General features: G+C 63.3%; 21 protein-coding genes. 16 read left to right on the forward strand and 5 right to left on the reverse strand.

All coding sequences use genetic code 11. The features are described from left to right. Positions 1-8 precede the first annotated feature (8 nt). Entirely contained in the window at positions 9-1,571 is a 1,563-nt protein-coding gene (locus M1D97_RS15210) for an aldehyde dehydrogenase family protein (protein ID WP_456268544.1), read from the forward strand. 129 nt (positions 1,572-1,700) lie between these two features. Here M1D97_RS15210 and M1D97_RS15215 read toward each other — a convergent pair whose 3' ends face one another. Continuing rightward, on the reverse strand, positions 1,701-2,630 hold the full coding sequence (locus M1D97_RS15215; protein WP_456268545.1) for a DMT family transporter: 930 nt from the start codon (positions 2,628-2,630) through the stop codon (positions 1,701-1,703). 96 nt (positions 2,631-2,726) lie between these two features. Between M1D97_RS15215 and M1D97_RS15220 the strand changes: the two genes are divergently transcribed. After that, positions 2,727-3,695, forward strand: a complete 969-nt coding sequence (locus M1D97_RS15220) for a LysR substrate-binding domain-containing protein (protein WP_456268546.1) — start codon at positions 2,727-2,729, stop codon at positions 3,693-3,695. A gap of 436 nt (positions 3,696-4,131) precedes the next feature. Here M1D97_RS15220 and M1D97_RS15225 read toward each other — a convergent pair whose 3' ends face one another. The 3 genes from M1D97_RS15225 to M1D97_RS15235 form a co-directional block, all read right to left on the reverse strand. Next, positions 4,132-4,845, reverse strand: coding sequence for a carbon-nitrogen hydrolase family protein (locus tag M1D97_RS15225; RefSeq protein ID WP_456268547.1), 714 nt, complete (start codon positions 4,843-4,845; stop codon positions 4,132-4,134). A gap of 157 nt (positions 4,846-5,002) precedes the next feature. Further along, entirely contained in the window at positions 5,003-5,413 is a 411-nt protein-coding gene (locus M1D97_RS15230) for a hypothetical protein (RefSeq protein WP_456268548.1), read from the reverse strand. 338 nt (positions 5,414-5,751) lie between these two features. Next, positions 5,752-6,033 carry a hypothetical protein gene (locus tag M1D97_RS15235; protein WP_456268549.1) on the reverse strand — a complete coding sequence of 94 codons (282 nt, stop codon included), beginning with the start codon at positions 6,031-6,033 and terminating at the stop codon, positions 5,752-5,754. A 248-nt stretch (positions 6,034-6,281) separates the two neighbouring features. On the opposite strand from M1D97_RS15235, the gene bioB reads away from it, so the two are divergent. The 7 genes from bioB (at position 6,282) to pepE (ending at position 12,985) form a co-directional block, all read left to right on the forward strand. Then, positions 6,282-7,355 (forward strand): biotin synthase BioB, encoded by a 1,074-nt coding sequence (bioB, locus tag M1D97_RS15240; RefSeq protein WP_456268550.1) that lies wholly within the window; start codon positions 6,282-6,284, stop codon positions 7,353-7,355. A 13-nt stretch (positions 7,356-7,368) separates the two neighbouring features. Further along, positions 7,369-8,553: an 8-amino-7-oxononanoate synthase gene (gene bioF / locus M1D97_RS15245; protein ID WP_456268551.1), complete on the forward strand. Its 1,185-nt coding sequence runs from the start codon at positions 7,369-7,371 to the stop codon at positions 8,551-8,553. Then, a complete protein-coding gene (locus M1D97_RS15250) occupies positions 8,550-9,305 on the forward strand; it encodes an alpha/beta fold hydrolase (RefSeq protein WP_456268552.1) in 756 nt (251 codons plus the stop codon). The genes bioF and M1D97_RS15250 overlap by 4 nt, the downstream gene beginning before the upstream one ends. After that, a complete protein-coding gene (locus tag M1D97_RS15255) occupies positions 9,298-10,122 on the forward strand; it encodes a methyltransferase domain-containing protein (protein ID WP_456268553.1) in 825 nt (274 codons plus the stop codon). Before M1D97_RS15250 ends, M1D97_RS15255 begins: the two co-directional genes overlap by 8 nt. After that, a complete protein-coding gene (gene bioD, locus M1D97_RS15260; RefSeq protein WP_456268554.1) occupies positions 10,103-10,834 on the forward strand; it encodes a dethiobiotin synthase in 732 nt (243 codons plus the stop codon). Before M1D97_RS15255 ends, bioD begins: the two co-directional genes overlap by 20 nt. Beyond that, the gene (locus tag M1D97_RS15265; RefSeq protein ID WP_456268555.1) at positions 10,824-12,170 is read left to right on the forward strand and encodes an adenosylmethionine--8-amino-7-oxononanoate transaminase; all 1,347 of its coding nucleotides are present in this window, start codon (positions 10,824-10,826) and stop codon (positions 12,168-12,170) included. Before bioD ends, M1D97_RS15265 begins: the two co-directional genes overlap by 11 nt. Before the next feature lie 80 nt (positions 12,171-12,250). Then, positions 12,251-12,985, forward strand: coding sequence for a dipeptidase PepE (gene pepE, locus M1D97_RS15270; RefSeq protein ID WP_456268556.1), 735 nt, complete (start codon positions 12,251-12,253; stop codon positions 12,983-12,985). A 54-nt stretch (positions 12,986-13,039) separates the two neighbouring features. Here the strand turns inward: pepE and M1D97_RS15275 are convergent, their stop codons facing one another. Continuing rightward, positions 13,040-13,525: a cupin domain-containing protein gene (locus tag M1D97_RS15275; RefSeq protein ID WP_456268557.1), complete on the reverse strand. Its 486-nt coding sequence runs from the start codon at positions 13,523-13,525 to the stop codon at positions 13,040-13,042. Positions 13,526-13,668: 143 nt separating this feature from the next. On the opposite strand from M1D97_RS15275, the gene M1D97_RS15280 reads away from it, so the two are divergent. The 7 genes from M1D97_RS15280 (at position 13,669) to M1D97_RS15310 (ending at position 21,257) form a co-directional block, all read left to right on the forward strand. Further along, on the forward strand, positions 13,669-14,001 hold the full coding sequence (locus M1D97_RS15280) for an antibiotic biosynthesis monooxygenase family protein (RefSeq protein WP_456268558.1): 333 nt from the start codon (positions 13,669-13,671) through the stop codon (positions 13,999-14,001). 30 nt (positions 14,002-14,031) lie between these two features. Next, positions 14,032-14,940: an oxidoreductase gene (locus tag M1D97_RS15285; protein WP_456268559.1), complete on the forward strand. Its 909-nt coding sequence runs from the start codon at positions 14,032-14,034 to the stop codon at positions 14,938-14,940. Between the two features lie 140 nt (positions 14,941-15,080). Then, the gene (locus M1D97_RS15290) at positions 15,081-15,896 is read left to right on the forward strand and encodes an SDR family oxidoreductase (RefSeq protein ID WP_456268560.1); all 816 of its coding nucleotides are present in this window, start codon (positions 15,081-15,083) and stop codon (positions 15,894-15,896) included. Between the two features lie 163 nt (positions 15,897-16,059). Then, positions 16,060-16,668, forward strand: a complete 609-nt coding sequence (locus M1D97_RS15295) for a cell wall hydrolase (protein ID WP_456268561.1) — start codon at positions 16,060-16,062, stop codon at positions 16,666-16,668. Positions 16,669-16,756: 88 nt separating this feature from the next. After that, a complete protein-coding gene (locus M1D97_RS15300; protein WP_456268562.1) occupies positions 16,757-17,725 on the forward strand; it encodes a DUF2235 domain-containing protein in 969 nt (322 codons plus the stop codon). A 320-nt stretch (positions 17,726-18,045) separates the two neighbouring features. Continuing rightward, the gene (locus M1D97_RS15305; RefSeq protein ID WP_456268563.1) at positions 18,046-19,374 is read left to right on the forward strand and encodes a short-chain fatty acid transporter; all 1,329 of its coding nucleotides are present in this window, start codon (positions 18,046-18,048) and stop codon (positions 19,372-19,374) included. Positions 19,375-19,469: 95 nt separating this feature from the next. Continuing rightward, the gene (locus M1D97_RS15310; RefSeq protein WP_456268564.1) at positions 19,470-21,257 is read left to right on the forward strand and encodes a carboxylesterase/lipase family protein; all 1,788 of its coding nucleotides are present in this window, start codon (positions 19,470-19,472) and stop codon (positions 21,255-21,257) included. Positions 21,258-21,259 lie beyond the last annotated feature (2 nt).

Genomic DNA, 21,259 nt, shown 5'->3' on the forward strand with positions numbered 1-21,259 from the left:
ATTCTGTCATGTCGACCTCTTCTGCACTGGACGAACGCGCCCTGAAACATCTTGGGACCCTGCTGGATCACTTTGGGCTGGGCAACAGCGGCGCCCCAGCGAGCAACTGGATCGACGGCGAGGCTGTCGTCGGTCAGGGTGAACCGATCACGCTGCGCAATCCGGTCACCGGCCAGTTACTGATGAACTATTACGATGCCGGCCAGACCCTGGTGGCCCGTGCGGTCAGTGCCGGCACCCGGGCACAGATGGAATGGATGACTCTGACCGCCAGCGCCCGCGGTCGATGCATGAACGGTGCCATAAGAGCGATGGAAGGTGAGGAAGAGTCACTGGCGCAGCTCGAGAGCGTCGTGGCCGGCAAACCGATCAGCGACTGCCGCGGTGAAGTCGGCAAAGTGCGCGAGATGTTCGAGTACTACGCCGGCTGGTGTGACAAGCAGCACGGTGAGGTAATTCCGGTACCCACCTCGCATCTCAACTACGTGCGCCACGTGCCCTACGGCGTGGTAGGTCAAATCACGCCCTGGAATGCACCGATGTTTACCTGTGCCTGGCAGCTGGCACCCGCCATTGCCGCCGGTAACGCCGCCGTGCTCAAACCCTCGGAACTGACGCCCTTCACCTCGGTCGTGATCGCAAGGCTTTTGGAAAGCGGCGGACTGCCGAAGGGGCTGATCAACATTGTTAACGGTGTGGGCCCGACCACCGGTGCAGCCCTGACCGAGCATGATGGCATTTCGAAACTGGTCTTTGTCGGTTCTCCGGAAAGTGGCCGCCTGATCGCTCAGGCGGGGGCCCGGCGTCTGGTCCCCAGCGTACTGGAACTTGGCGGCAAGTCCGCCAACATCATCTTCAATGATGCCCGTCTGGATGACGCCGTGGCCGGCGCGCAGGCTGCCATCTTCGCAGCCGCCGGGCAGAGCTGCGTGGCAGGGTCGCGACTTCTGATTCAGCGCGACATCTTTGATGAGGTCATCGAGCGACTGGGACGCGCCGCGGCGCAGATTCCGGTAGGCCTGCCGGAAGAAGATGCCACCCGCATGGGGCCGCTGCAGAACGCGCAGCAGTTCGAGCGGGTCACGACCATGATCAACGCGGCGGCCGAGTCCGGCGCCCGGATCGTAACCGGTGGCCATCGTCCGCACGGACTGCCCGAGGGCGCCGGCGGCTATTATCTGGCCCCTACCGTACTCGCCGATGTGACGCCCGACATGGCGATCGCCTGCGAGGAGGTCTTCGGCCCGGTGCTCGTTGCCATGCCCTTCGATGATGAAGCAGACGCCGTACAACTGGCCAACGCCACCCGCTTTGGCCTGGCCGGCGCCGTCTGGACGCAGGATGTCGCCCGCGCCCATCGCGTGGCAGGACGTTTGCGCGCCGGAACGATCTGGATCAACAGCTACAAGGCGATCAATGTCATGTCACCGTTTGGCGGTTTCGGCGATAGCGGCTTTGGTCGTTCGAGCGGGCTGGATGGACTCAAGGAGTACACCCTGCCCCAGAGCGTCTGGGTGGAAACCGGCGAACAGGCAAGCGTTGCCATGGGGTATGGCAACGGCGTGGGATGAGCCTGCTTTCCAGAAAGCTGTATCACTCAAAAGCCCACCGTCTGGTGGGCTTTTTCATGCAAAGATACCCGGTGATGACACCACTCTGACCGCTATTGATCGTGCCTCTCATGCATCAACCACCATCCCCTACTGCGTCACCACCACCAGGCCCATCAGCAATATGATGCCGCCCGCCAGAAAGTTGATCGTCAGCGGTTCACCAAGCAGCAGTGCGCCAAAAAGCACACCGAATATCGGCGACAGAAACGAGAAGATACCCAGCTGGGAGGCGAGATAGCGGCGCAGCAGTGAAAACCACAAAAGCAGCGCGGCGAAGGAGATGATTAGCGTCTGGAAGCCGAGACTGGCAATCGCCATGCCCGTTGCCTGAATGCGGCCGAGATCACCCAGAAGCGCCGCCGCGGGCAACAGCAGCAGACCGGCAACGATGAGCTGGTAGCACAGCGTCTGCACCGGTGGCGCCTCGGAAAGCGACGAGCGGCGAATTACCAGTGTGGTGGCGGCCCAGGCAAGGCCCGCCAGCAGCCCCAGCAGATCACCCAGCAGGATATCGCCGGCATTGTCGATATCGGTATCCGGCGCCATGGCCAGCACCATGCCACCGAAGGCCAGCGCGACACCGAGCCACTGACGCCTTGTGAGCTGCTCTCCCGGTACCAGATAGTGCAGCCCGAGGGCGGCAAAGATTGGGGCCGTGTAGAGAAACACCGACATGTGCGAGGCCAGCGTATAATTGAGCTCCCAGGCAACAAACAAAAACTCCGCGGCGAACCCAAGCCCCACCAGAACACCCGGCCCGAGATGCGCCCGCATATCCGCAAGGCGCATGCCCTCCCGGTACACCAGTACGGCCACCAAAAGCGCCGCCAGGGATGATCGCAATGCAACCTGAGCGAGTGGCGAAATGTCCGCTGCCACCATCTTGATGGCCACCTGCTGCGCGCCCAGCACGATGCAAAACAGCACCATCAGGGCACTGCCCTGTAGATCCAGTCGTCGGCGCGCCGGGCCATCATCTGTCGATATTGTGGGATTTTTTTGTCTGGTGTTCCGCATATCGCCTCCTGTCGGCCACAGGGGCTCAGTGGAGCATTTGCCGCCATCGCCGCCAAACGATTAATCTGGAGGCCAGGACTCAGGAAAACTCATGCCATGAAGATCGAACGCCTGCCCCTGAATGCGTTGCGCGCCTTTGCCGAGGCCGCCCGCGCGGAAAGCTTCAAACTGGCCGCCATTCGACTGGGCGTTATCCCCGGAGCGGTCAGCCGGCAGGTCAAACAGCTCGAGGATCGACTGGGCCTGTCGCTGTTTACTCGCCATGCCAGTGGCGTACAGCTCAACGAGATCGGGCGGCAGCTGGCCCGGGATATCGACAGCGGCCTTGAGCGCATCGCCAGTGGTGTCCTGACGGCCAGAGAACGGGCACGCGAAAGCGCCCGGAACACGCCGCTACTGACACTCAGCGCCCCGCCCTCCTTCCTGCAACTGTGGCTGCTGCCGCGTCTGGCAGACTTTGAGGCAAGCATTGGTGGGCTCGAGATTTCGCTGGAAGCCAGCCAGTCATTGACGTTACCCGCCTGGCAGGGGGATGGCGCACGGCTGGCGATCCGCTATGGGCGCGGCCCATGGTCGAACGTAGAGAGTCACCGTCTGTTTGATGACGTACTGTTTCCCGTCTGTTCACCAGCGCTGCTGGCGCAGCACGACCATCCGCTGACGCCGGCCGATCTGGTTCATCACACCCTGCTGGAAGTGGGCTGGGATTCGCCGCAGAGCGCTACCGTTCCGGGTTGGCAGACCTGGCTCGAGATGGCCGGCGTCGCCGATCGCGTGTCGCCACCGCAACGTCGCTACTCGCTGTCAGGACTGGCCATGGATCAGGCCATCGCCGGACGGGGCATCATGCTGGCCAGCCGCCCCGTGGTCATGGACCGACTGGAAAGCGGCGTACTGGTTCGCCCCTTCGGTGAACACCATATGCTCGCTTCGCCCATGACTTATGACCTGCTGCCCCCCGCTACCGACAAGGCACCGTCGGCCGTGGCGCGCTTTATCGACTGGCTGCTGAAAGAAGCATCAGGGCCCGGCGGAGCATCGATCGACCAGACCGCCGACTCTTGAGTAGATTGCAGTTCGGAGACACGCTATCCGCTCACTAAAAAAGCCCACCGCACGGTGGGCTTTAAAGAGAAAATCGATGTGCACTTCAATTTTTACAGCCATTCTTGTCACAGGTAATTCTACTTCCTGAAGACACCCAATGATCTGAATGGTCTTTCGTATCAAAGCCACAGCCGGTTTTTCCGCCTTTATTACCTTTGTGAATGACACCAGTAGGTATGTGTTTGACAGCCATAAGCCCTCCTTTCATTAGATAAATAAACAATGGACTACTAACAAAAACTAACAATGCTACTTTTGCTTAACCAGTCATACGCTATAAGCAGAGCATCAGCCTTGATAGATGGATAGAACAGACAGCCCACCGAACAGTGGGCTTTTCATCATGTGTCCGGCAGGCTTTTAAAGGGCCGCACGGTGAAGACGGGCGTGACCATCAGCCGACGTGCTCCATCTCCACCACGCGCCCTAATGTTCCATCCAGCACGCCGCCGCGAATCGTGCAAAGCACTAGACAGGCGTCATTGCTTTCAGCGCCGATGACGCGTTCGCCGCGGGCGTTCCATCCGCCGCTTTTGCCGCAGGTCTGCCAGCCGCCGGTGTAAGACATATGGTTGGAGAGCAGCACCGGCCACTGATGACGCCGGGCGATGCCGGCAAGCAGCTCGGCATCAACGTCATAGCCGGCTTCGGAAATCAGCGCGCTAATCAGGTATACCTCCGCACTTTGGGCCGCGGCGGCTTCCGCGTGGGCGGGGTGGGCAAAATCGGCGCAGACCGCCAGCGCGAGGCGCACGCCGTTGACGGTAAAAAGACAGTCCGCATGCCCGGGTGCGCAGTACTCAGCCTCTCCATCATGCAGGTGCTGCTTGGCATACAGCGTGCGCTGACCGTCGGGAAAGCAGATGAGCGCCCCGATGTACGGCCTGCTGCCGTCGTTGCTCAGCGGACAACCCGCGATCACGACCAGGTTGTGGGCCGTGGCGGCATCCGACAGCATCTCGAACACCTCGGCATCAGAAGCCATGGCCAGCGCTTCGAGAAGATCCGGTTCATAGCCGATCAGCGACAGCTCGGGAAACATCAACACGTCGGCGCCGTGCCGGGCAGCCTGCTCGATGTAACGCAGGTGGGTAGCGATATTCTCCATTACGGCGCCCCGGGTAATCGGGAGTTGCGCAAGGGCGACAACGACGTTGCCTGCATTTTCAGAGGGCATATTCATTCACATTTTGTTTTGAGGGCACGATGATTGATGAACGCATGTTTAGAAAAGCGGTGAGCGAAGCGAACCAATTGAAGCATTGTTATACTGTTTCTCGTACTGTCTTCGAGATTTTAGAAAAAATGCTTGCATGAATTCCAAAATCGTTCTCTGCTAACTCGGAGCGAATTTCAGAAATATCATAAGCTTCATATTTTTTGGCTAATGGGCTGGATAACTCACCGATGACGGGAAGCTCAACTTCTGCAAATTGGTCAGCAGTGATGTCGTAAATTTCTTTACCTGATTTAAGCCAGAAATGCCGCCCATGCCCAACACGTTCAGCTTTAACCATGAATATTTCATTCTCAGGATATGCGTCGATTAAGACCTGACCTAGTACAAGCGAGGCGATTTCACAGCAATTGTGTGGAAACATGCTTAGGAATGGAAGATCCAAGCTCGCATGATTAGCCTCCAAAAAACATCTTGTTTTATGGGCAAGAGTTTTCATGAAACAATCCTTTATAACGCCGCCAACACGAACAGCTTTGTAGTGAAGATGAAACCACAACGAAAAGCTGTCGCTTGGCATTGTATACGGTTCAGTCTATTTATTCTTCCAGGATAGTAAAACCACGAGACTCTTAGTTATAAATAGCAGCACTCCCTTCAATGACGATACGATTCTAGCGAGATCATCTGTTAACACTTGCATCTTTGATACTATATATATGCAGAACAAAAAGTAGCAATATCTTTTCGGCGACAGCCAATAATATATCAACGCTACACCGTTTATATTTACATTATATACTAATCGATTCAGATCACTTACTGATCCACCGCTGATCAATATTCGTCCCGACTTCTTGGCAGCGGAAACACCACCCCGGTCGCCGCCCGGCAGGCGATCACCAGTAGCCGCCAGCCGTAAAAGGCGTTCTTTCTGCGCGGCATCGGTTCATCAGTAGCAGTCGACGGTGTGGTCAGCCGATGCGCCCGGTAATCGATGAGCACCTCGCAGGCGGTCTCGAGATCCGCCGGGGCCACCCTGACCTTCACACCATCCAGCGCGATTTCCCACATCCGCTGCAGGGTGATCAGGTGCTCATCCATGAGAAAGGCCGTCACGCCGCGCGATTCAAGCAGCCCCCTGAACACATGGGCTCAAACGGATAGGTAAAGCGGGCAAGGGTCACAAGCGGACCGTTGGACATTACAGGGCGCCACGAATGTGGCGGTGGCCCGCAGTGTAGCGCGCCCTTTTCAGACAATACGGATATACAATTTTCTTTGTTAACCAACCGCAAATTTGAAGTTAACCAGCGACACTGGCAGAGTCTCCGTTATCTTTTACTCCTGACAAGGTTAACAAGGTTATGCCTGCCGCCGGATTCAACGCCGCCACCGCCGAGTCCTGTCGTCACGACTGGCAGCGCCACGAGATCGAGGCGCTGCTGGCCCTGCCCTTCAACGAGCTGCTGTTTCGGGCGCAGGGCGTGCATCAACAGCACTTCGATCCCAACGCGGTACAGATCTCCACGCTGCTATCGATCAAGACCGGCGCCTGCCCGGAGGACTGCAAGTACTGCCCGCAGTCGGGCCACTACAACACCGGCCTTGAGCGCGAAAAGCTGATGCAGGTCGAGGCGGTGCTGGAGGAGGCGCGTCGGGCGAAGGAAGTCGGCGCCAGCCGCTTCTGCATGGGCGCGGCGTGGAAAAATCCGCGGGCGAAGGATATGCCCTACGTGCTGGAGATGGTGCGCGGCGTGCGCGCCATGGGACTCGAGACCTGCATGACGCTGGGCATGCTGACCCGGGATCAGGCCGAGGCGCTGGAAGACGCCGGACTTGATTATTACAACCACAACCTGGACACCTCGCCGGAGTACTACGGCGAGATCATCACCACCCGCACCTACGCCGACCGGCTGGAGACGCTCGATCACGTCCGTCAGGCCGGCATGAAGATCTGCTCCGGCGGCATTCTGGGCATGGGCGAGAGCGTCAGCGACCGCGCGGGGCTGTTGCAGCAGCTCGCCAATCTGCCCACCCACCCGGAAAGCGTGCCGATCAACATGCTGATCCGCATCGAGGGCACGCCGCTGGAACATGTTGAAGACCTCGACCCGATCGAGTTCATTCGCACCATCGCGGTCGCCCGCATCCTGATGCCCGCCTCTCACGTGCGCCTGGCCGCCGGGCGCGAGCTGATGAGCGATGAAACCCAGGCACTGGCCTTTTTCGCCGGCGCCAACTCGATCTTCTACGGCGAGCGGCTGTTGACCGCCCAGAACCCGCAGGCGGCTCACGACCAGCGGCTGTTCGAGCGTCTGGGGCTTTACCCGGAACAGCGACACGATGTCGATGATGCCGCCCATGAGTCGATGCTGGAGGAGCAGCTCTATCGCGCGCGGGTGGCCGGGATGACCACCGATGCCACCGCCCATTGAGATCGAGGCCTGAATGAGCGCCTTCGATACCGCCCTGCGTCATCGCCTCGAGCAGCAGACCCATGCCGGCCGTTACCGGACGCGCCGCCATCAGCGCGATGCCGGGGTCCATACCCGGATCGACGGCCGGGACGTGCTGACCTTTTGCAGCAACGACTATCTGGGACTGGCGACCCATCCGCCCGTGGTCGAGGCCCTGTGTGACGGCGCGCGCCGATATGGCGTCGGTGGCGGCGCCTCGCATCTGGTCAACGGCCATCAGGACATCCACGACCGCCTGGAAGCGCGTCTGGCGCAGTGGACCGGCCGCGAGCGGGCGCTTTTGTTCTCCAGCGGCTACAAGGCCAACCTGGGGGTCATCTCGGCACTGATGCCCCGCGGCAGCCACGTCGTTCATGACCGGCTCAACCACGCCTCGCTGCTCGATGGCACCCGCCTTTCAGGCGCGCGTCTGCATCGCTTTGCTCACGGTGACGTCGCCGCGGCGGAGCAGACGCTCGCCGGGCTTCCACCGAACGCCGATCGGCTGCTGGTCAGCGATGGGGTGTTCAGCATGGATGGCGACTGCGCTGATGTCGCCGCGCTGGCGACCCTGGCCGAGCGTTGTGATACGCCGCTGATGATCGATGATGCCCATGGTCTGGGCGTGCTGGGCGAAAACGGTGCCGGCACGCTGGCGGTGCAGGGCGTGACGGCTGATCAGGTGCCCATTCTGGTCGGGACGCTGGGCAAGGCGCTGGGCACCCAGGGCGCCTTCGTGGCCGGCAGTCACACCCTGATCGAGAGTCTGATCCAGTTTGCCCGGCCGTTGATCTATACCACCAGCCTCTCACCGGCGCTGGCCGCGGCCACGCTGGCCTCACTCGAGATCGTGCAGAGCGAGCCCGAACGGCGCGCCCATCTGCACCGCCTGATCCAGCGCTTTCGACGGGAACTGACCACGCTGGCGCTGCCCGGCATCACCCTGATGCCCTCCGAGACGCCCATCCAGCCCCTGCTGGTCGGCAGCGAGCAGGCGGCGATGGCGCTGTCCGAGCGTCTTTATGACAACGGCATTCTGTGTACCGCCATCCGCCCGCCCACGGTGCCGCCAAGGCAATCGCGGCTGCGCGTCACGCTGTCGGCCGCGCACAGCGACGCCGATCTGGATCGCCTGCTCGCCACCCTTGAACGCTGCTGTCGGCAGGTCATTTCATGATGTCGCTTCCCTCGACCCTGGTGCTGCTGCCCGGTTGGGGCATGGCGCCCTCATCCCTGGCGGCCCTGACGGATGCCCTCCGGGTGCCGTTGTCCGGCTGGACGATCGAGTGCGCCGCCCTGCCCGCCACCAATAATGACGCGCTCGAGGTCTGGCTCGATGATCTTGACGCCCGCCTGCCCGAACACGCCTGGCTGGCCGGCTGGTCGCTGGGCGGCATGCTCGCCGTGGCGCTGGCCGCCCGGCGCGGCGCGCGCTGCCCCGGCGTCATGACGCTGGGCAGCAACGCCAGTTTCATCACCCGCCGCGACTGGAGCTGTGCCCTGCCCCCGGCCACGCTGGCGGCGTTTCAGAGCCGCTGGCAGGACGCCCCGGAGAAGACCCGCTCACGCTTTATCGCACTGATCGCCCGCGGCAGTGCGCCGCTGGCGCCGATGATCCGACAGCTGGAGTCCCACGCCGCGCCCATGAGCGTCGAACAGGCGCAGGCCGGGCTTGCCCTGCTTGAGCACATCGACCTGCGCGACCGGCTCGCCTCGCTCCCATGCCCCGGGCTGCACCTGCTGGCCGAATCCGATGCCCTGGTGCCCCGGCAGGCCTGCGATGCCATCAGCGAGCTCCTGCCCGCTGACAGTGCGGCTCAGCAGATTGCCAATACCGGTCACGCTGTCGTGCTGGAACACCCCGACGCGTGCGCGCGTCATATGGCGGCCTTCGTCCGGCAGCACCGGTCGGGAGACGTCCATGACTGAGGCGACACCGGCCCTGAAACAGCGCATCGCCATGAGCTTTTCCAACGCGGCGCCCTTTTATGACGCCCACGCCGGACTGCAGCGTGACGTGGCCGATGCCCTGCTGCGCGCCCTGCCGCCCGAGGCCTCACCAGGGCAGCTGGCGGACGTCGGCTGCGGCACCGGCCAGGTCACCCGGGGGCTGCGCGAGCGCTACCCCGGCGCCACGATCACCGGCATCGACCCGGCCCCCGGCATGCTCGCCGAAGCAGAACGCCGCCACGGCCGTGATCGACTCTACTGGCAGCCGGGTGATGCCGAGCAGCTGCCGTTCGAGAGCGGCACGCTGGACATGGTGACCTCGAGTCTGGCCATCCAGTGGTGTACCACACCAGGCGGCTTTCTCGAGGAGGCCGACCGCGTGCTGCGGCCGGGTGGCTGGCTCGCCTTTACCACCCTGCTCGATGGCAGTCTGATCGAACTGAAACGTGCTTTCGCCGCACTCGACAACCGCCCTCGCGTCAATACGTTCCTCACGCCGGCTGCGCTTGTCGAGCATCTGCATCACAGCCGGCTGACCCCACACACCCATTACTGCGCGGCGTTTCAGATCTTTCATGACAGCGCCGCGGCAAGCCTGCGGGCGCTGAAGGCCGTGGGCGCCGCCACCCTCGACAGGCCGGCCCGCAGCGGCCTGATGAGTCGCCGCCACTGGGCGCGTGTCACGCAGTCGCTGGAGCGCGGTCGCACGCCCGAGGGCCTGCCCACCACCTATCAGGTGGCGCTGGTGGTAATGCAAAAGTCTGAAGATTTCCCCCATGACCGACCGAACGCCTGACATGACCCCTGCTGCCTTTTTCGTGACCGGCACCGATACCGATGCCGGCAAGACCCTGATCGCCTCAGGGCTGCTGCACGCCGCACGCGCGCGCGGCCTGACCACCGCCGCCGGCAAGCCCGTCGCCTCCGGCAGCGAACCCACATTGGGGGGGCTTCGCAATGCCGATGCGCTATCGCTTCAGGCGCAGTGCACGCCGCCGCTGCCCTATGACGCGATCAACCCCAGGGCGTTCGAACCCGCCATCGCCCCGCATATCGCCGCGAGTGAGGCCGGCACGGCGCTGTCGGTGGCCTCCCTGCTGGCGCCCATGCAGGCCCTGCTGGCCCGGCAGGCCGATCTCACCCTGATCGAGGGCGCCGGCGGCTGGCGCGTGCCCCTCGGTGATGACGCCTGTCTTTCCGATCTGGCCGTGGCGCTGAACCTGCCGGTGGTTCTGGTGGTGGGCGTGCGCCTGGGCGCCATCAATCACGCGCGCCTGAGCCTGGAGGCCATCGAGCGTGACGGGCTGAAGGTCGCCGGCTGGGTCGCTAACGTCATCGATGAGCACACCGCCCGGCTGGACGCCAACCTGGCCACGCTCAAGCACTGGCTGGGCGACCGGGGCAGCATCCCCTGTCTGGGTGTAGTGCCCCATCTCGAGGCGCCAACGGCTGAGCGGGTCGGCGCCTGTCTTGATCTCACTTCCCTGCTGGAGCCTCATGAACGATAACGCCACATGGATGCAGCGCGACCTCGCCAGTCTCTGGCATCCCTGCACACAGATGAAGGATCACGAGACCCTGCCGGTCACCCCCGTTCGCTCGGGCAAGGGGGTCTGGCTCGAGGATTTCGAGGGCAGGCACTACCTGGACGCCATCAGCTCCTGGTGGGTCAACATCCTTGGCCACGCCAACGAGCGCATTAACGACCGGATCAAGCGTCAACTCGACACGCTCGAGCACGTCATCCTGTCGGGCTTTACCCATCAGCCGGTCATCGAACTCTCCGAGCGGCTGGGTCGACTGGCACCCGACGGGCTGGGGCACTGCTTCTACGCCGACAATGGCTCCTCGGCGATCGAGATCGCGCTCAAGATGAGCTATCACTACTGGCACAACCAGGGGCGCCCGGAGAAGCGGCGCTTTCTGACCATTACCAACGGCTATCACGGCGAGACGCTGGGCGCGCTGTCGGTGGGCGATGTGGCGATTTTCACCGATACCTACCGCTCGCTGCTGCTGGATGTGATCAAGGTGCCGGCCCCGGACGGCTTTGGCCTGCCGCGCGATCAGTGGGTCGATCAGGCCCGGGTGGCCTTCGCCCACATGGAAGCCGCGCTCGAGCGCCATAATGAGGAACTGGCCGCGGTGATCGTCGAGCCGCTGATCCAGTGTGCCGGCGGCATGCGCATGTACCCGCCGGAATATCTGACCTGGCTGCGCGAGGCGTGCGATCGTCACAACGTGCAGCTGATTTTTGATGAAATTGCCGTCGGCTTCGGGCGTACCGGCACGATGTTCGCCTGCGAGCAGGCCGGCGTGCGCCCGGACTACCTGTGTCTGTCCAAGGCGATCACCGGCGGCTATCTGCCGCTGTCGGTGGTGATGACCACCGACGAGATCTACGCCGCTTTCTACGACGACTACTCGACGCTGCGGGCCTTTCTGCACTCGCACAGCTATACCGGCAACCCGCTGGCCTGTGCCGCGGCGCTGGCGACCCTCGATATTCTGGAAGACGATGACGTGATCGCGACCAATCGCGACAAGTCGACGCGCATCGAGCAGGTCACCGCGCCGCTGCGCGAGCACCCGCACGTCGGCGATGTGCGCCAGACCGGCATGGTGGTCGCCATCGAAATGGTGAAGGACAAGTCGACGCTCGAACCCTATGACTTTCGCGAACGCCGCGGCTTGCGCGTCTTCCAGCACGCCATGTCCCGCGGCGCGATGCTGCGCCCGCTGGGCAACGTCATCTACTGGATGCCGCCTTATGTGATCACCCCGGAGGAGATCGATTTTCTTGGCGAGGTGACCCGCGAAGGGCTGGAGGTGGCGACCGGGTAGTCGCACCGCACGTTCGGATCGTGGCCCTTCTGTCCGTTGCGCCGGTTATATTGGTGAAGACCCTGTCGGGGAGAAACGACATGTCACGACTTCTACTGCTGAGCAGCGCCATGGCGGGCAACACCGGCTATCTGGAATACGCCCGCCCTCTGATCAGGGATTTTCTGAGCGCGCACCCCACGCCGATCACGCGGGCGCTGTTTATCCCCTATGCCAGCGTCAGCCGATCCTTTGACGTCTATCTCGACAACGTGCGCCGGGCGCTCGAACCCGCGGGCATTACCCTTGAAGGCCTTCACGACAATGATGATCCCGAGGCGGCAATACGCCGCGCCGAGGCGATCATCGTCGGCGGTGGCAACACCTTCGCGCTGATCAGCCGGCTTCATGAGGCGGGCCTGATGGAGGTCATTCGCGAGCGCGTGCGCGAAGGGCTGCCCTGGATCGGCTGGAGCGCCGGGGCCAACATCGCCGGCCCGACCCTGTGCACCACCAACGACATGCCGATCATCGAGCCGCCGAGCTTTCGCACCCTTGCGCTGGTGCCCTTCCAGATCAACCCGCATTTCATGGCCGGCAGGAGTGCCGGCCATCACGGCGAGAGCCGGGAAGAGCGTCTGAGCGAATATCTGGCGCTCAACCCACAGGCCCGGGTGGTGGCCCTGCCGGAAGGCACGGCCCTGAGGCGTGAAAGTGACAGACTGGAACTACTTGGTGAGCAGGATGCCTGGCTATTGACCTGCGAGAGCACTCAAGCACTGCCGGCGGGACAGCCCTGCGATGGACTGTTGGTTTCAGATGTCACCGAAGGCTGAACAATAATAATCGGTCCCGCTTATAAAGGCCGGCCCCTGACATTAGGGGATGACCTATTCTCCCGGCTCACCTTCCCAGTAAGCCGGCATATCATCATGTCGACCCAGCAGCCGGACATGTCGCCTGTCAGCACCATCGGCTCGCGCCATGAACTTGCCTGAATCGGGATATTCAATGATATCTGCTGATGCCATGCTGGAAATGGCCAGATATTGAAGCGGCCTGTCGCCGGTATTGATCAACTGATGGGCAGTTTCCCTACCCCCGGCTGGCGCGCCAAGCACATCACCGGCCGTGACAGGGTGGTGTTCCTGTCCGAAGCGATACTCCCCCTGCCCCTCCAGAATGACAAAAAGCTCGTCCTCTACATGATGGCAATGAAATGGGCAACCCGACCTGCCCGGGGGTACTTCACTATAGGTAATGCCCAATGCTTTCAAACCAAGCAGCGCTCCCAGGCTGACATCCGATCCCCCGAAAAACTCTCCCTGTTGCCAGGGTTGCGTTATCAACCGTGACAGGCTCATTACTGGTGTCATGACAGATACCTCCAAAAGGTGCAGTGGCCCAACATGCGCCAGCATGCCTGATAATCTTGCCCACAGGCCTGCAAGGTGCCATCGTCATGCCATGAGCGGGCGCACGGTGCGCCCGGTGCTGACGGATAACAGGAGCGTGCCCGGTGTTTATTGCCATGAACCGGTTTCGGGTCAATCCCGAGCGTGTCGAGGAGTTCGAAAAGCTCTGGCTGGAGCGTGAAACCCACCTGCAGGGCCTGCCCGGCTTCGTCGAGTTCCATATGCTGCGTGGCCCCCATGAGGAGGATCACGTACTTTACGCCTCCCACACGATCTGGCGCTCGCGCGAGGATTTCGAGGCCTGGACGCACTCCGAGGCCTTTCGCGCCGCCCATGCCAATGCCGGCCAGAGCCGCCGCGAGGGGCTGTATCTGGGGCCGCCGAAGTTCGAGGGCTTTGAGGTTATTCAGACCATCAGCGAGACGGATCACACCTGATCGCCCGCCTGTCCACTGCGGAGCATTGTCATGACTGAACGCGCTGATAAACGGCGGCTGGCCGTGGTGACCGGCGCCAATACGGGGCTGGGGTTTGAAACCGCGCGCACCCTGATGCACCAGAACTACCGGGTCATCGTGGCCGCGCGCAATCCGGACAAGGGCCGGGCCGCCGTCGAGGCGCTGTGCAACGAATCGCCCAAGGCCGATGTACGCTTCGAGCCGCTCGAGCTCGATCGGCTGGCCTCGGTGCGCGAATTTGCCGACCGCATCCGCACGAGCGAAGCGTCACTGGATCTGTTGATCAACAATGCCGGCGTCATGGCCCTGCCCGAGCGTGAAACGACCGAGGAGGGCTTCGAGCGTCAGTTCGGGGTCAACTATCTGGGTCACTTCCTGCTGACCAGCCTGCTGCTGCCGCAGCTGATGCACGCCGCGGCGCCGCGGGTGGTGCAGCTGTCGAGCCTGGCCCACCGCGGCGGGCGCATCGATTTTGACGACCTGCAGGCCAGCCGTGACTACGACCCGTGGCGCGCCTATCGCCAGTCCAAGCTCGCCATGCTGATGTTCAGCCAGACCCTGCAACGCCACAGCAACCGGGAGCTGTGGGGGCTGGACAGCCTGGCGGCCCATCCGGGGCTGTCGCGCACGGCGCTGTTTGATCACGGCGTGAAAAGCCGCCTGCTGGTGGGCACCCTGTTTCGCCTGGCGATGCCGCTTTTGAGCCAGAACGCCACCGAGGGCGCCCGCCCCACGATCCATGCCGCCACCGCCAGCGACATTCGTCCGGGGGATTATTTCGGCCCCGACGGCCCGGGCGAGACGCGCGGCGCGCCCAGACGCGCCCGGATGTCGGAAGCCGCCCGCGACCCGGTGCAGGGCGAGCGGCTCTGGGACGTTTCCTGTGAGCTGACCGGCGCCGAGTGGCACGCCGAATAGCCCCTGCCATCGACTCGGCGCCGCCCCTGCGACACGACGCCCCGGGCGTTGAGCTGGCACAGGGGCCGGGCAACTGCTTTATTGAGGCCCTTTGAGGCGTCATGGACATGATGCCACCTGCCAATCAGAGGGAGTCGATCATGGGCAGAATCGATCAACGCATTGCCGTGGTGACCGGTGCCGCTACCGGGATTGGCGCCGCCACGGCGAAAGCCTTTGCCGAGGAAGGCGCTACCGTCATCTGCGCTGACGTCAACGAAGAAGAAATCGAGCGCACGGTCAGCGCCATTGTTGACGCCGGCTACCGCGCCGAAGGCCACCGGCTGGATGTCGCCAGCGAGGCGGATGTCCAGCGCTTTGCCGAGCAGGTGAAGGCCGATCACGGCCGGCTGGATATCCTGTTCAACAATGCCGGCATCGATCAGGAAGGTGGCAAGCTGCACGAATACCCCACCGAGCTTTTTGATCGCATCATCGCCACCGACCTGCGCGGCACCTTTCTGGTCAGCAAGTATCTGATTCCGCTGATGCTGGACAGCGGCGGCTCGATCATCAACACCACCTCGATGTCGGCCTCCGCCGGTGATCTGGACCGTTCAGGCTACAACGCGGCCAAGGGCGGGGTAGCCAACATGACCAAAACGATGGCGATCGACTACGGCCGCAGCGGCATTCGCGTCAACGCTCTCGCTCCCGGCACCATCGAGACACCGCTGGTCAGCAATCTCGCCGGCAGTCCGGAAGACGACAGCGGCCAGCAGTTCCGCGAGGCGCAGAAGTGGGTGACGCCGATGGGCCGGCTCGGTAAACCGGAAGAGATGGCGAAGGTAGCGCTGTTTCTGGCCAGCGACGACAGCTCGTTTGTCACCGGCGAAACGATTCTCGCCGACGGCGGCGTGATGGCCTACACATGGCCCGGCAAGATGCTGTTTGAAAAGGGCTGGAAAACCGACTGATCGTGACCCGGGGCGCCCACCCGGGCGCCCTGCATGACCGTGACGCCACCATGGCGGCGTCACGGCCCTTCTTGCGGTGTCAGGACGGTCCTGGCCTTAAAGAGGGTTTTCCGGTGCTCTCGGGGATGCGTAGTATAAGGATTCCATCGCCACGAGAGCCGCCATGCGCCACGTTTTGATGCTTGCCGCCTGTCTTGCGGTCGGCCTGAGCGCCGCCCCCCTTCATGCCGCGGACACCACCCAGCGCGCCATCGCACAGCAAAAGGCGCAGGTGCTGGAACAGAGCGCCTCCAACGAGGGCGGCGTACAGCCCCCGCCGGATGACATTCGTCTCACTCGGGATGGCACCCGCGCCATCGACCCGAAAGGCCAGGCACCACTCGATGACGCCGTGACCTGTCTGGCCCGCTCCATCTACTGGGAGGCCAAGGGCACCAACGCCCGGGAGATGGAAGCCGTGGCCAATGTGATCATGAATCGCCTCGGCAGTGGCCGCTACCCCACCACGCTGTGTGATGTGGTGCAGGAGGGCTCCGAGACCGGCAGCTGTCAGTTCTCCTGGTGGTGCGACGGCCGCCCGGACGAGGCCAACGAGCTCGAGGAGTACGCCGCCGCCCGTGAAATCGCCCGGCGCGCCCTCAACGGCAGTCTGATCGATCGCACCCACGGGGCACTTTTTTTCCATCATCACAGCATTACCCCGAGCTGGGCATCGAGCTTTGTGCAGACCGCGCAGACCGGCGAGTTCCGGTTCTACCGCCCGCCGGGCTGATCGCCGTGGCGCCCGACTGGCGCCGACGCTGCCAGCCGCTACGCTAAAGGGCCCGGCATGATTTCGGCACCAGCCTGGAGCGGCATCGATGGCCAAGAATCTCGTGGTGTGCTGCGATGGCACCAATCAGCAGTTCAGCCGCGTCAATACCAACGTGGTGCATCTGTTTCGATCGATCCAACATCACGGCGATCAGCAAAAGGCCTTCTACAGTCCGGGCGTGGGCACCTTTGCGGCGTCCTTTTTCGGCTTCGGTGTGGGGCAGATACTGGGGCGCGCCCTGGGGTCGGCCTTTGGCTACGGCATCCAGCAGAACATGGAGGATGCCTACCGCTTTTTGATGAACGAATACGAGCCCGGCGACCGGGTCTTTCTGTTCGGTTTCAGCCGCGGCGCGTTCATGGCCCGCTCGCTGGCCTCGATGATCGACCGCTGCGGGATTCTCTATCCGCATCACGACAACATGGTGCAGGAAATTACCCGGCGCTATCTGCGCGGCGACGACGCCACCAGCTTCAGGACCTTCCGCGACACCTTTGCCCGCCCCTGCAAGCCCTGGCTGGTCGGCGTGTGGGACACCGTCGGCGCGCTGGGGTGTCTGATCTCGCTGCGCAAGTTCCATAACCGCCGCCTGAGCCCGGGCGTACGCTACGCCTACCACGCCCTGGCGCTGGATGAAAAGCGCCGGCCCTTTTCCCCCACCCCCTGGGACGAGAGCAAAATCGGTGCCGAACAGCATATCGAGCAGCGCTGGTTTGCCGGCGGCCACAGCGACGTGGGCGGCGGGAATCCAGAACATGGGCTTTCCGACATCACCCTGCGCTGGATGCTGGAGCGCGCGCTCGAGCATGGATTGCAGCTGGAAGGCGATCCGCTGTCCCGGATTCATGGTGACCCAACAGGCACGCTGCACCAGAAGAGCTCGGGCATATGGCGGCTGCTGGGCACCCGGGTACGCCACTATCCGTCGGATGCCCTGATCGATGAGAGCGTGCAGAGGCGCATCGAGCAGGTCGAAGGCTATCAACCGGCAGCGCAGGAAACATCCCGGGACTGAGACCGGTTTCATCCTTTTGATCAGCAAACGTTGATCAATGAGACCCGCCCTTCCTGGCCCCCGCAATGACCTGGGTGCCAGGCTGCGACCGCTAACACTCTTTTGATCCCTCCCTGTCAGCCGCCCCATACCGGGGCGCGTCAAAGGATTCATCAAACCCGCTTCAAGCTGAAGTTCCCCGCTTTCTGCCGGCCATGCGCACTTCTGCCAGGGCCGCGGCGATGCGTTGACGTCTAGCGTTCGGGGGCTGCCGGTGTGTCATCGATGCCCGGTAGCGCCCACTGCTACACCCATCACAACCCTCGGGAGCTGTCCCCTGCATGCGTGTCATCGGTCGCCTGTTCACTCACATTGCCGTGCGCTATCTCCCCGACGCCTTTGTCTTTCTGTTTTTTCTTACACTGGTGGTCCTGGGGCTGGGCATCGTATGGGGCGACGGACACGCGCCCCGTCAGGTACTGGACTACTGGGGCAACGGCTTTTTCAGCATCTATGAATTTACCTGTCAGATCATTCTGGTGCTGGTCAGCGGCTACGCCCTGGCCCATACCCGACCGGTCCAGAGGGCGCTGATCGCCTTTACCCGCCTGCCGCGTACCGAGGTGCAGGTGATCGTCGCCACCACGCTGGTGGCGATGCTGTGCAGCTGGATCTCCTGGGGCTTCGGCCTGGTGGCCGGCGGACTGGTGGCGCGCGAGATGGGCATCGCCCACCGCGGCCGGGTGCACTATCCGCTGGTGGTGGCGGCGGCCTACTCGGGCTTTATCGTCTGGCACGGCGGCTACGGCGGCTCGATCCCCACCGTGATTGCCAACCCGGGCCACTTTCTGGAGGCCGAGATGGGCATCATTCCGGTGTCGCAGACGGTCTTTTCGATCGGCAATCTGGCCATCCTGGCGGCCATGGTGCTGGTGGTGCCGGCAGTGCTGGTGTCGATGCGCCCACGCGGCAATGAACCCCGCGTGAGCCTGCCGGACAGCGCGCAAAGCGATGACGCCCCCGTCGCCCCGATGCCCGACAGGGCGCGCATGACGCCGGCCCAGCGCCTGGAGTATTCACGCCTTATCCCGCTGACGCTGGGCGCGATCGCCCTGCTGTGGCTGCTGGATCACTTCGTGACCGGCGGCGGGGTCAACATCAACACCGTCATTCTGGGCTTTTTCGCCCTGGGACTTTTGTTCTCCCGCCACGCCCGCGAATACATCGTCTTTTGCACCGGGGGCTCGCGCACGGCCTACGGCATCATCATGCAGTTCCCCTTCTACGCCGCCATGATGGGGGTGATCGACGGCACCGGCATGGCCGCCGATATCGGCAGCGCGCTGGTGTCGATCGCCTCCAGCGAGACGCTGCCGTTCTACTCGTTTCTGAGCGCCGGACTGATCAACTTCTTTATTCCCGCCGGCGGTGGCCAGTGGATCATGCAGGGACCGATCGTGATCGATGCGGCTCAGCAGCTCGATGCCGATACGGCCAGCGTGGCCATGGCAGTGGCCTGGGGCGATGCCTGGACCAATATGGTTCAGCCCTTCTGGACGCTGCCGCTGCTGGCGATTGCCGGGCTGCAGATTCGCGACATCATGGGCTATACCTCGGTCATCATGCTGGTGACCGGGGTGGTACTGGGCATCGCCATGTTCCTGATCTGACGCCCGCCCCCCCTCCCGCCGAACGAGTACGCGCGTTTGGAGTCAGACCCGGGGAGAGTCGCCGGAGGCGACAGAGCGGTCGACAGGGAGAGGACATGCGGGCAGTGGCAGGCAGACGGGGCGTCACGTGGTGGGCGTGGGCGATATTGAGCCTGTCGACAGGTATCACCCTGGCCGACGCGCTGGCGGCGCCCGAACCGCCGGATGAGGCTATTGCCCTTGAAGTGGCCGGCGCCATCGCGCCCGCAGCGGCCCCGGTCGATGAATCGATGGCCCTTGAAATGGCCGGTCTCATTCGGGCCGCAGCGGACAACGCCCCGGTGGCGCGCGTCGACAACGGCCTGCTGCGCGGCGAGCGCGACCAGGGGTACTCGGTCTATCGCGGCATCCCCTTTGCGGCGCCGCCGGTGGGCAACAACCGCTGGCGGCCGCCGCAGCCGGCCGAGCCCTGGCAGGGCGTGCGACACGCCACGCGCTTTGGCCGCGACTGCATGCAGAAACCGCTGTCCAGCAGCGCCTCGCCCGGCGATGAGCGCCCCGATGAGGACTGTCTCTACCTCAACGTCTGGCAGCCCGATGACGCCCGCCAGGCCAGCGACGGCTCGGACGATGAGGGCCGGGCGGTGGTGGTCTGGCTCTACGGCGGGGCGTACGTCAACGGCGGCGCCTCCTCACCGGCCTATGATGGCGAGAGCTTCGCCCGCGACGGCGTGGTCTATGTCAGCTTCAACTACCGGCTGGGGCGCTTCGGCTTTTTCTCGCACCCGGCGCTGACCGGTGATGACGGCGATGACACCCCGCAGGGCAACTACGCCGTCATGGATCAGATCAAGGCGCTTGAGTGGATCAGGGGCAACATCGATCGTTTTGGCGGCGACCCGGACAACATCACCCTGGTGGGTGAGTCCGCCGGCGGCAATTCGATCCTCAATCTGATGGCCAGCCCCGCCACCGAAGGGCTCTTTCAGCGCGCCGTGGTGATGTCCGGCGGCGGGCGCGACCTGCGCGCCGTACGTCATGATCTGCATGACGACCGGCCCGACAACCCTTCCGCCGACACCTTCGGCCAGCGCTTTGCCCGGCGCCACGGCATCGACGGCGAGAATGACGCGGCGCGTGAGGCGCTGCGGGCGCTGCCGGCCGAGGCGGTCACCGGCGATCTCAACATGAGCATGATGTATACCCACAATCGCGAGCGCGAGACCTATGTCGGCGGCCCGATTCGCGACGGCCAGCTGCTCCTTGATGAAACCCAGCATCGCTTTCAACAGCAAAGGCAGCGACAGATACCGCTGCTGATCGGCTCAACCAGCATGGATCTTGGTCGCGCCGATGCCACCTCGAAAACCGAGCTGTTCGATACGTTCGGCGACAACGCCGATCGCATGCGCGCGCTCTACGACCCGGGCGGCAGCGTCAATCTGAAAACGCTTTCCAAGGAGATCGGCCGCGATCGCACCATGACCGAGCCGGCCCGCTTTATTGCCGACGAGATGCAAGCGGCCGGCCAGCCGGTGTGGCGCTACCGCTTCGCCCATGTGGCGGCCCCGAAACGCGGCGACTGGTCGGGGGCGCCACACGCCACCGACATCCCCTATCTCTTTGATCGCCTCGAGGCCGCCTACGGCAGCGGCATCGACGACACTGATCGCACCACGGCCATTGCCTTTCATCGCTATGTGGTCAATTTTGCCCTGGCCGGCGATCCCAACGGCGAGGGCCTGCCGCAGTGGCCCCGGCACGACCCGCAGCAGGAGCGGCTGCTGGCGTTCACCCAGGATGACGGGCCGCAGGTGATGCGCGACCCCTGGTGGGCGCGTCTGGACATGATCGAGGGCCGCTGGGTAAATGCACCTGACACCGAGCAGGATGATCGCACCTGACA

It is taken from the genome of Kushneria sp. AK178, assembly GCF_053903105.1.

Excerpts from the sequence above, each read along its gene's own strand:
- M1D97_RS15210 (WP_456268544.1), top strand. The coding sequence starts at position 9 with ATGTCGACCTCTTCTGCACTGGACGAACGCGCCCTGAAACATCTTGGG.
- M1D97_RS15215 (WP_456268545.1), bottom strand. The coding sequence starts at position 2,630 with ATGCGGAACACCAGACAAAAAAATCCCACAATATCGACAGATGATGGC.
- M1D97_RS15220 (WP_456268546.1), top strand. The coding sequence starts at position 2,727 with ATGAAGATCGAACGCCTGCCCCTGAATGCGTTGCGCGCCTTTGCCGAG.
- M1D97_RS15225 (WP_456268547.1), bottom strand. The coding sequence starts at position 4,845 with ATGGAGAATATCGCTACCCACCTGCGTTACATCGAGCAGGCTGCCCGG.
- M1D97_RS15230 (WP_456268548.1), bottom strand. The coding sequence starts at position 5,413 with ATGAAAACTCTTGCCCATAAAACAAGATGTTTTTTGGAGGCTAATCAT.
- bioB (WP_456268550.1), top strand. The coding sequence starts at position 6,282 with ATGCCTGCCGCCGGATTCAACGCCGCCACCGCCGAGTCCTGTCGTCAC.
- bioF (WP_456268551.1), top strand. The coding sequence starts at position 7,369 with ATGAGCGCCTTCGATACCGCCCTGCGTCATCGCCTCGAGCAGCAGACC.
- M1D97_RS15250 (WP_456268552.1), top strand. The coding sequence starts at position 8,550 with ATGATGTCGCTTCCCTCGACCCTGGTGCTGCTGCCCGGTTGGGGCATG.
- M1D97_RS15255 (WP_456268553.1), top strand. The coding sequence starts at position 9,298 with ATGACTGAGGCGACACCGGCCCTGAAACAGCGCATCGCCATGAGCTTT.
- bioD (WP_456268554.1), top strand. The coding sequence starts at position 10,103 with ATGACCGACCGAACGCCTGACATGACCCCTGCTGCCTTTTTCGTGACC.
- M1D97_RS15265 (WP_456268555.1), top strand. The coding sequence starts at position 10,824 with ATGAACGATAACGCCACATGGATGCAGCGCGACCTCGCCAGTCTCTGG.
- pepE (WP_456268556.1), top strand. The coding sequence starts at position 12,251 with ATGTCACGACTTCTACTGCTGAGCAGCGCCATGGCGGGCAACACCGGC.
- M1D97_RS15275 (WP_456268557.1), bottom strand. The coding sequence starts at position 13,525 with ATGACACCAGTAATGAGCCTGTCACGGTTGATAACGCAACCCTGGCAA.
- M1D97_RS15285 (WP_456268559.1), top strand. The coding sequence starts at position 14,032 with ATGACTGAACGCGCTGATAAACGGCGGCTGGCCGTGGTGACCGGCGCC.
- M1D97_RS15290 (WP_456268560.1), top strand. The coding sequence starts at position 15,081 with ATGGGCAGAATCGATCAACGCATTGCCGTGGTGACCGGTGCCGCTACC.
- M1D97_RS15295 (WP_456268561.1), top strand. The coding sequence starts at position 16,060 with ATGCGCCACGTTTTGATGCTTGCCGCCTGTCTTGCGGTCGGCCTGAGC.
- M1D97_RS15300 (WP_456268562.1), top strand. The coding sequence starts at position 16,757 with ATGGCCAAGAATCTCGTGGTGTGCTGCGATGGCACCAATCAGCAGTTC.
- M1D97_RS15305 (WP_456268563.1), top strand. The coding sequence starts at position 18,046 with ATGCGTGTCATCGGTCGCCTGTTCACTCACATTGCCGTGCGCTATCTC.
- M1D97_RS15310 (WP_456268564.1), top strand. The coding sequence starts at position 19,470 with ATGCGGGCAGTGGCAGGCAGACGGGGCGTCACGTGGTGGGCGTGGGCG.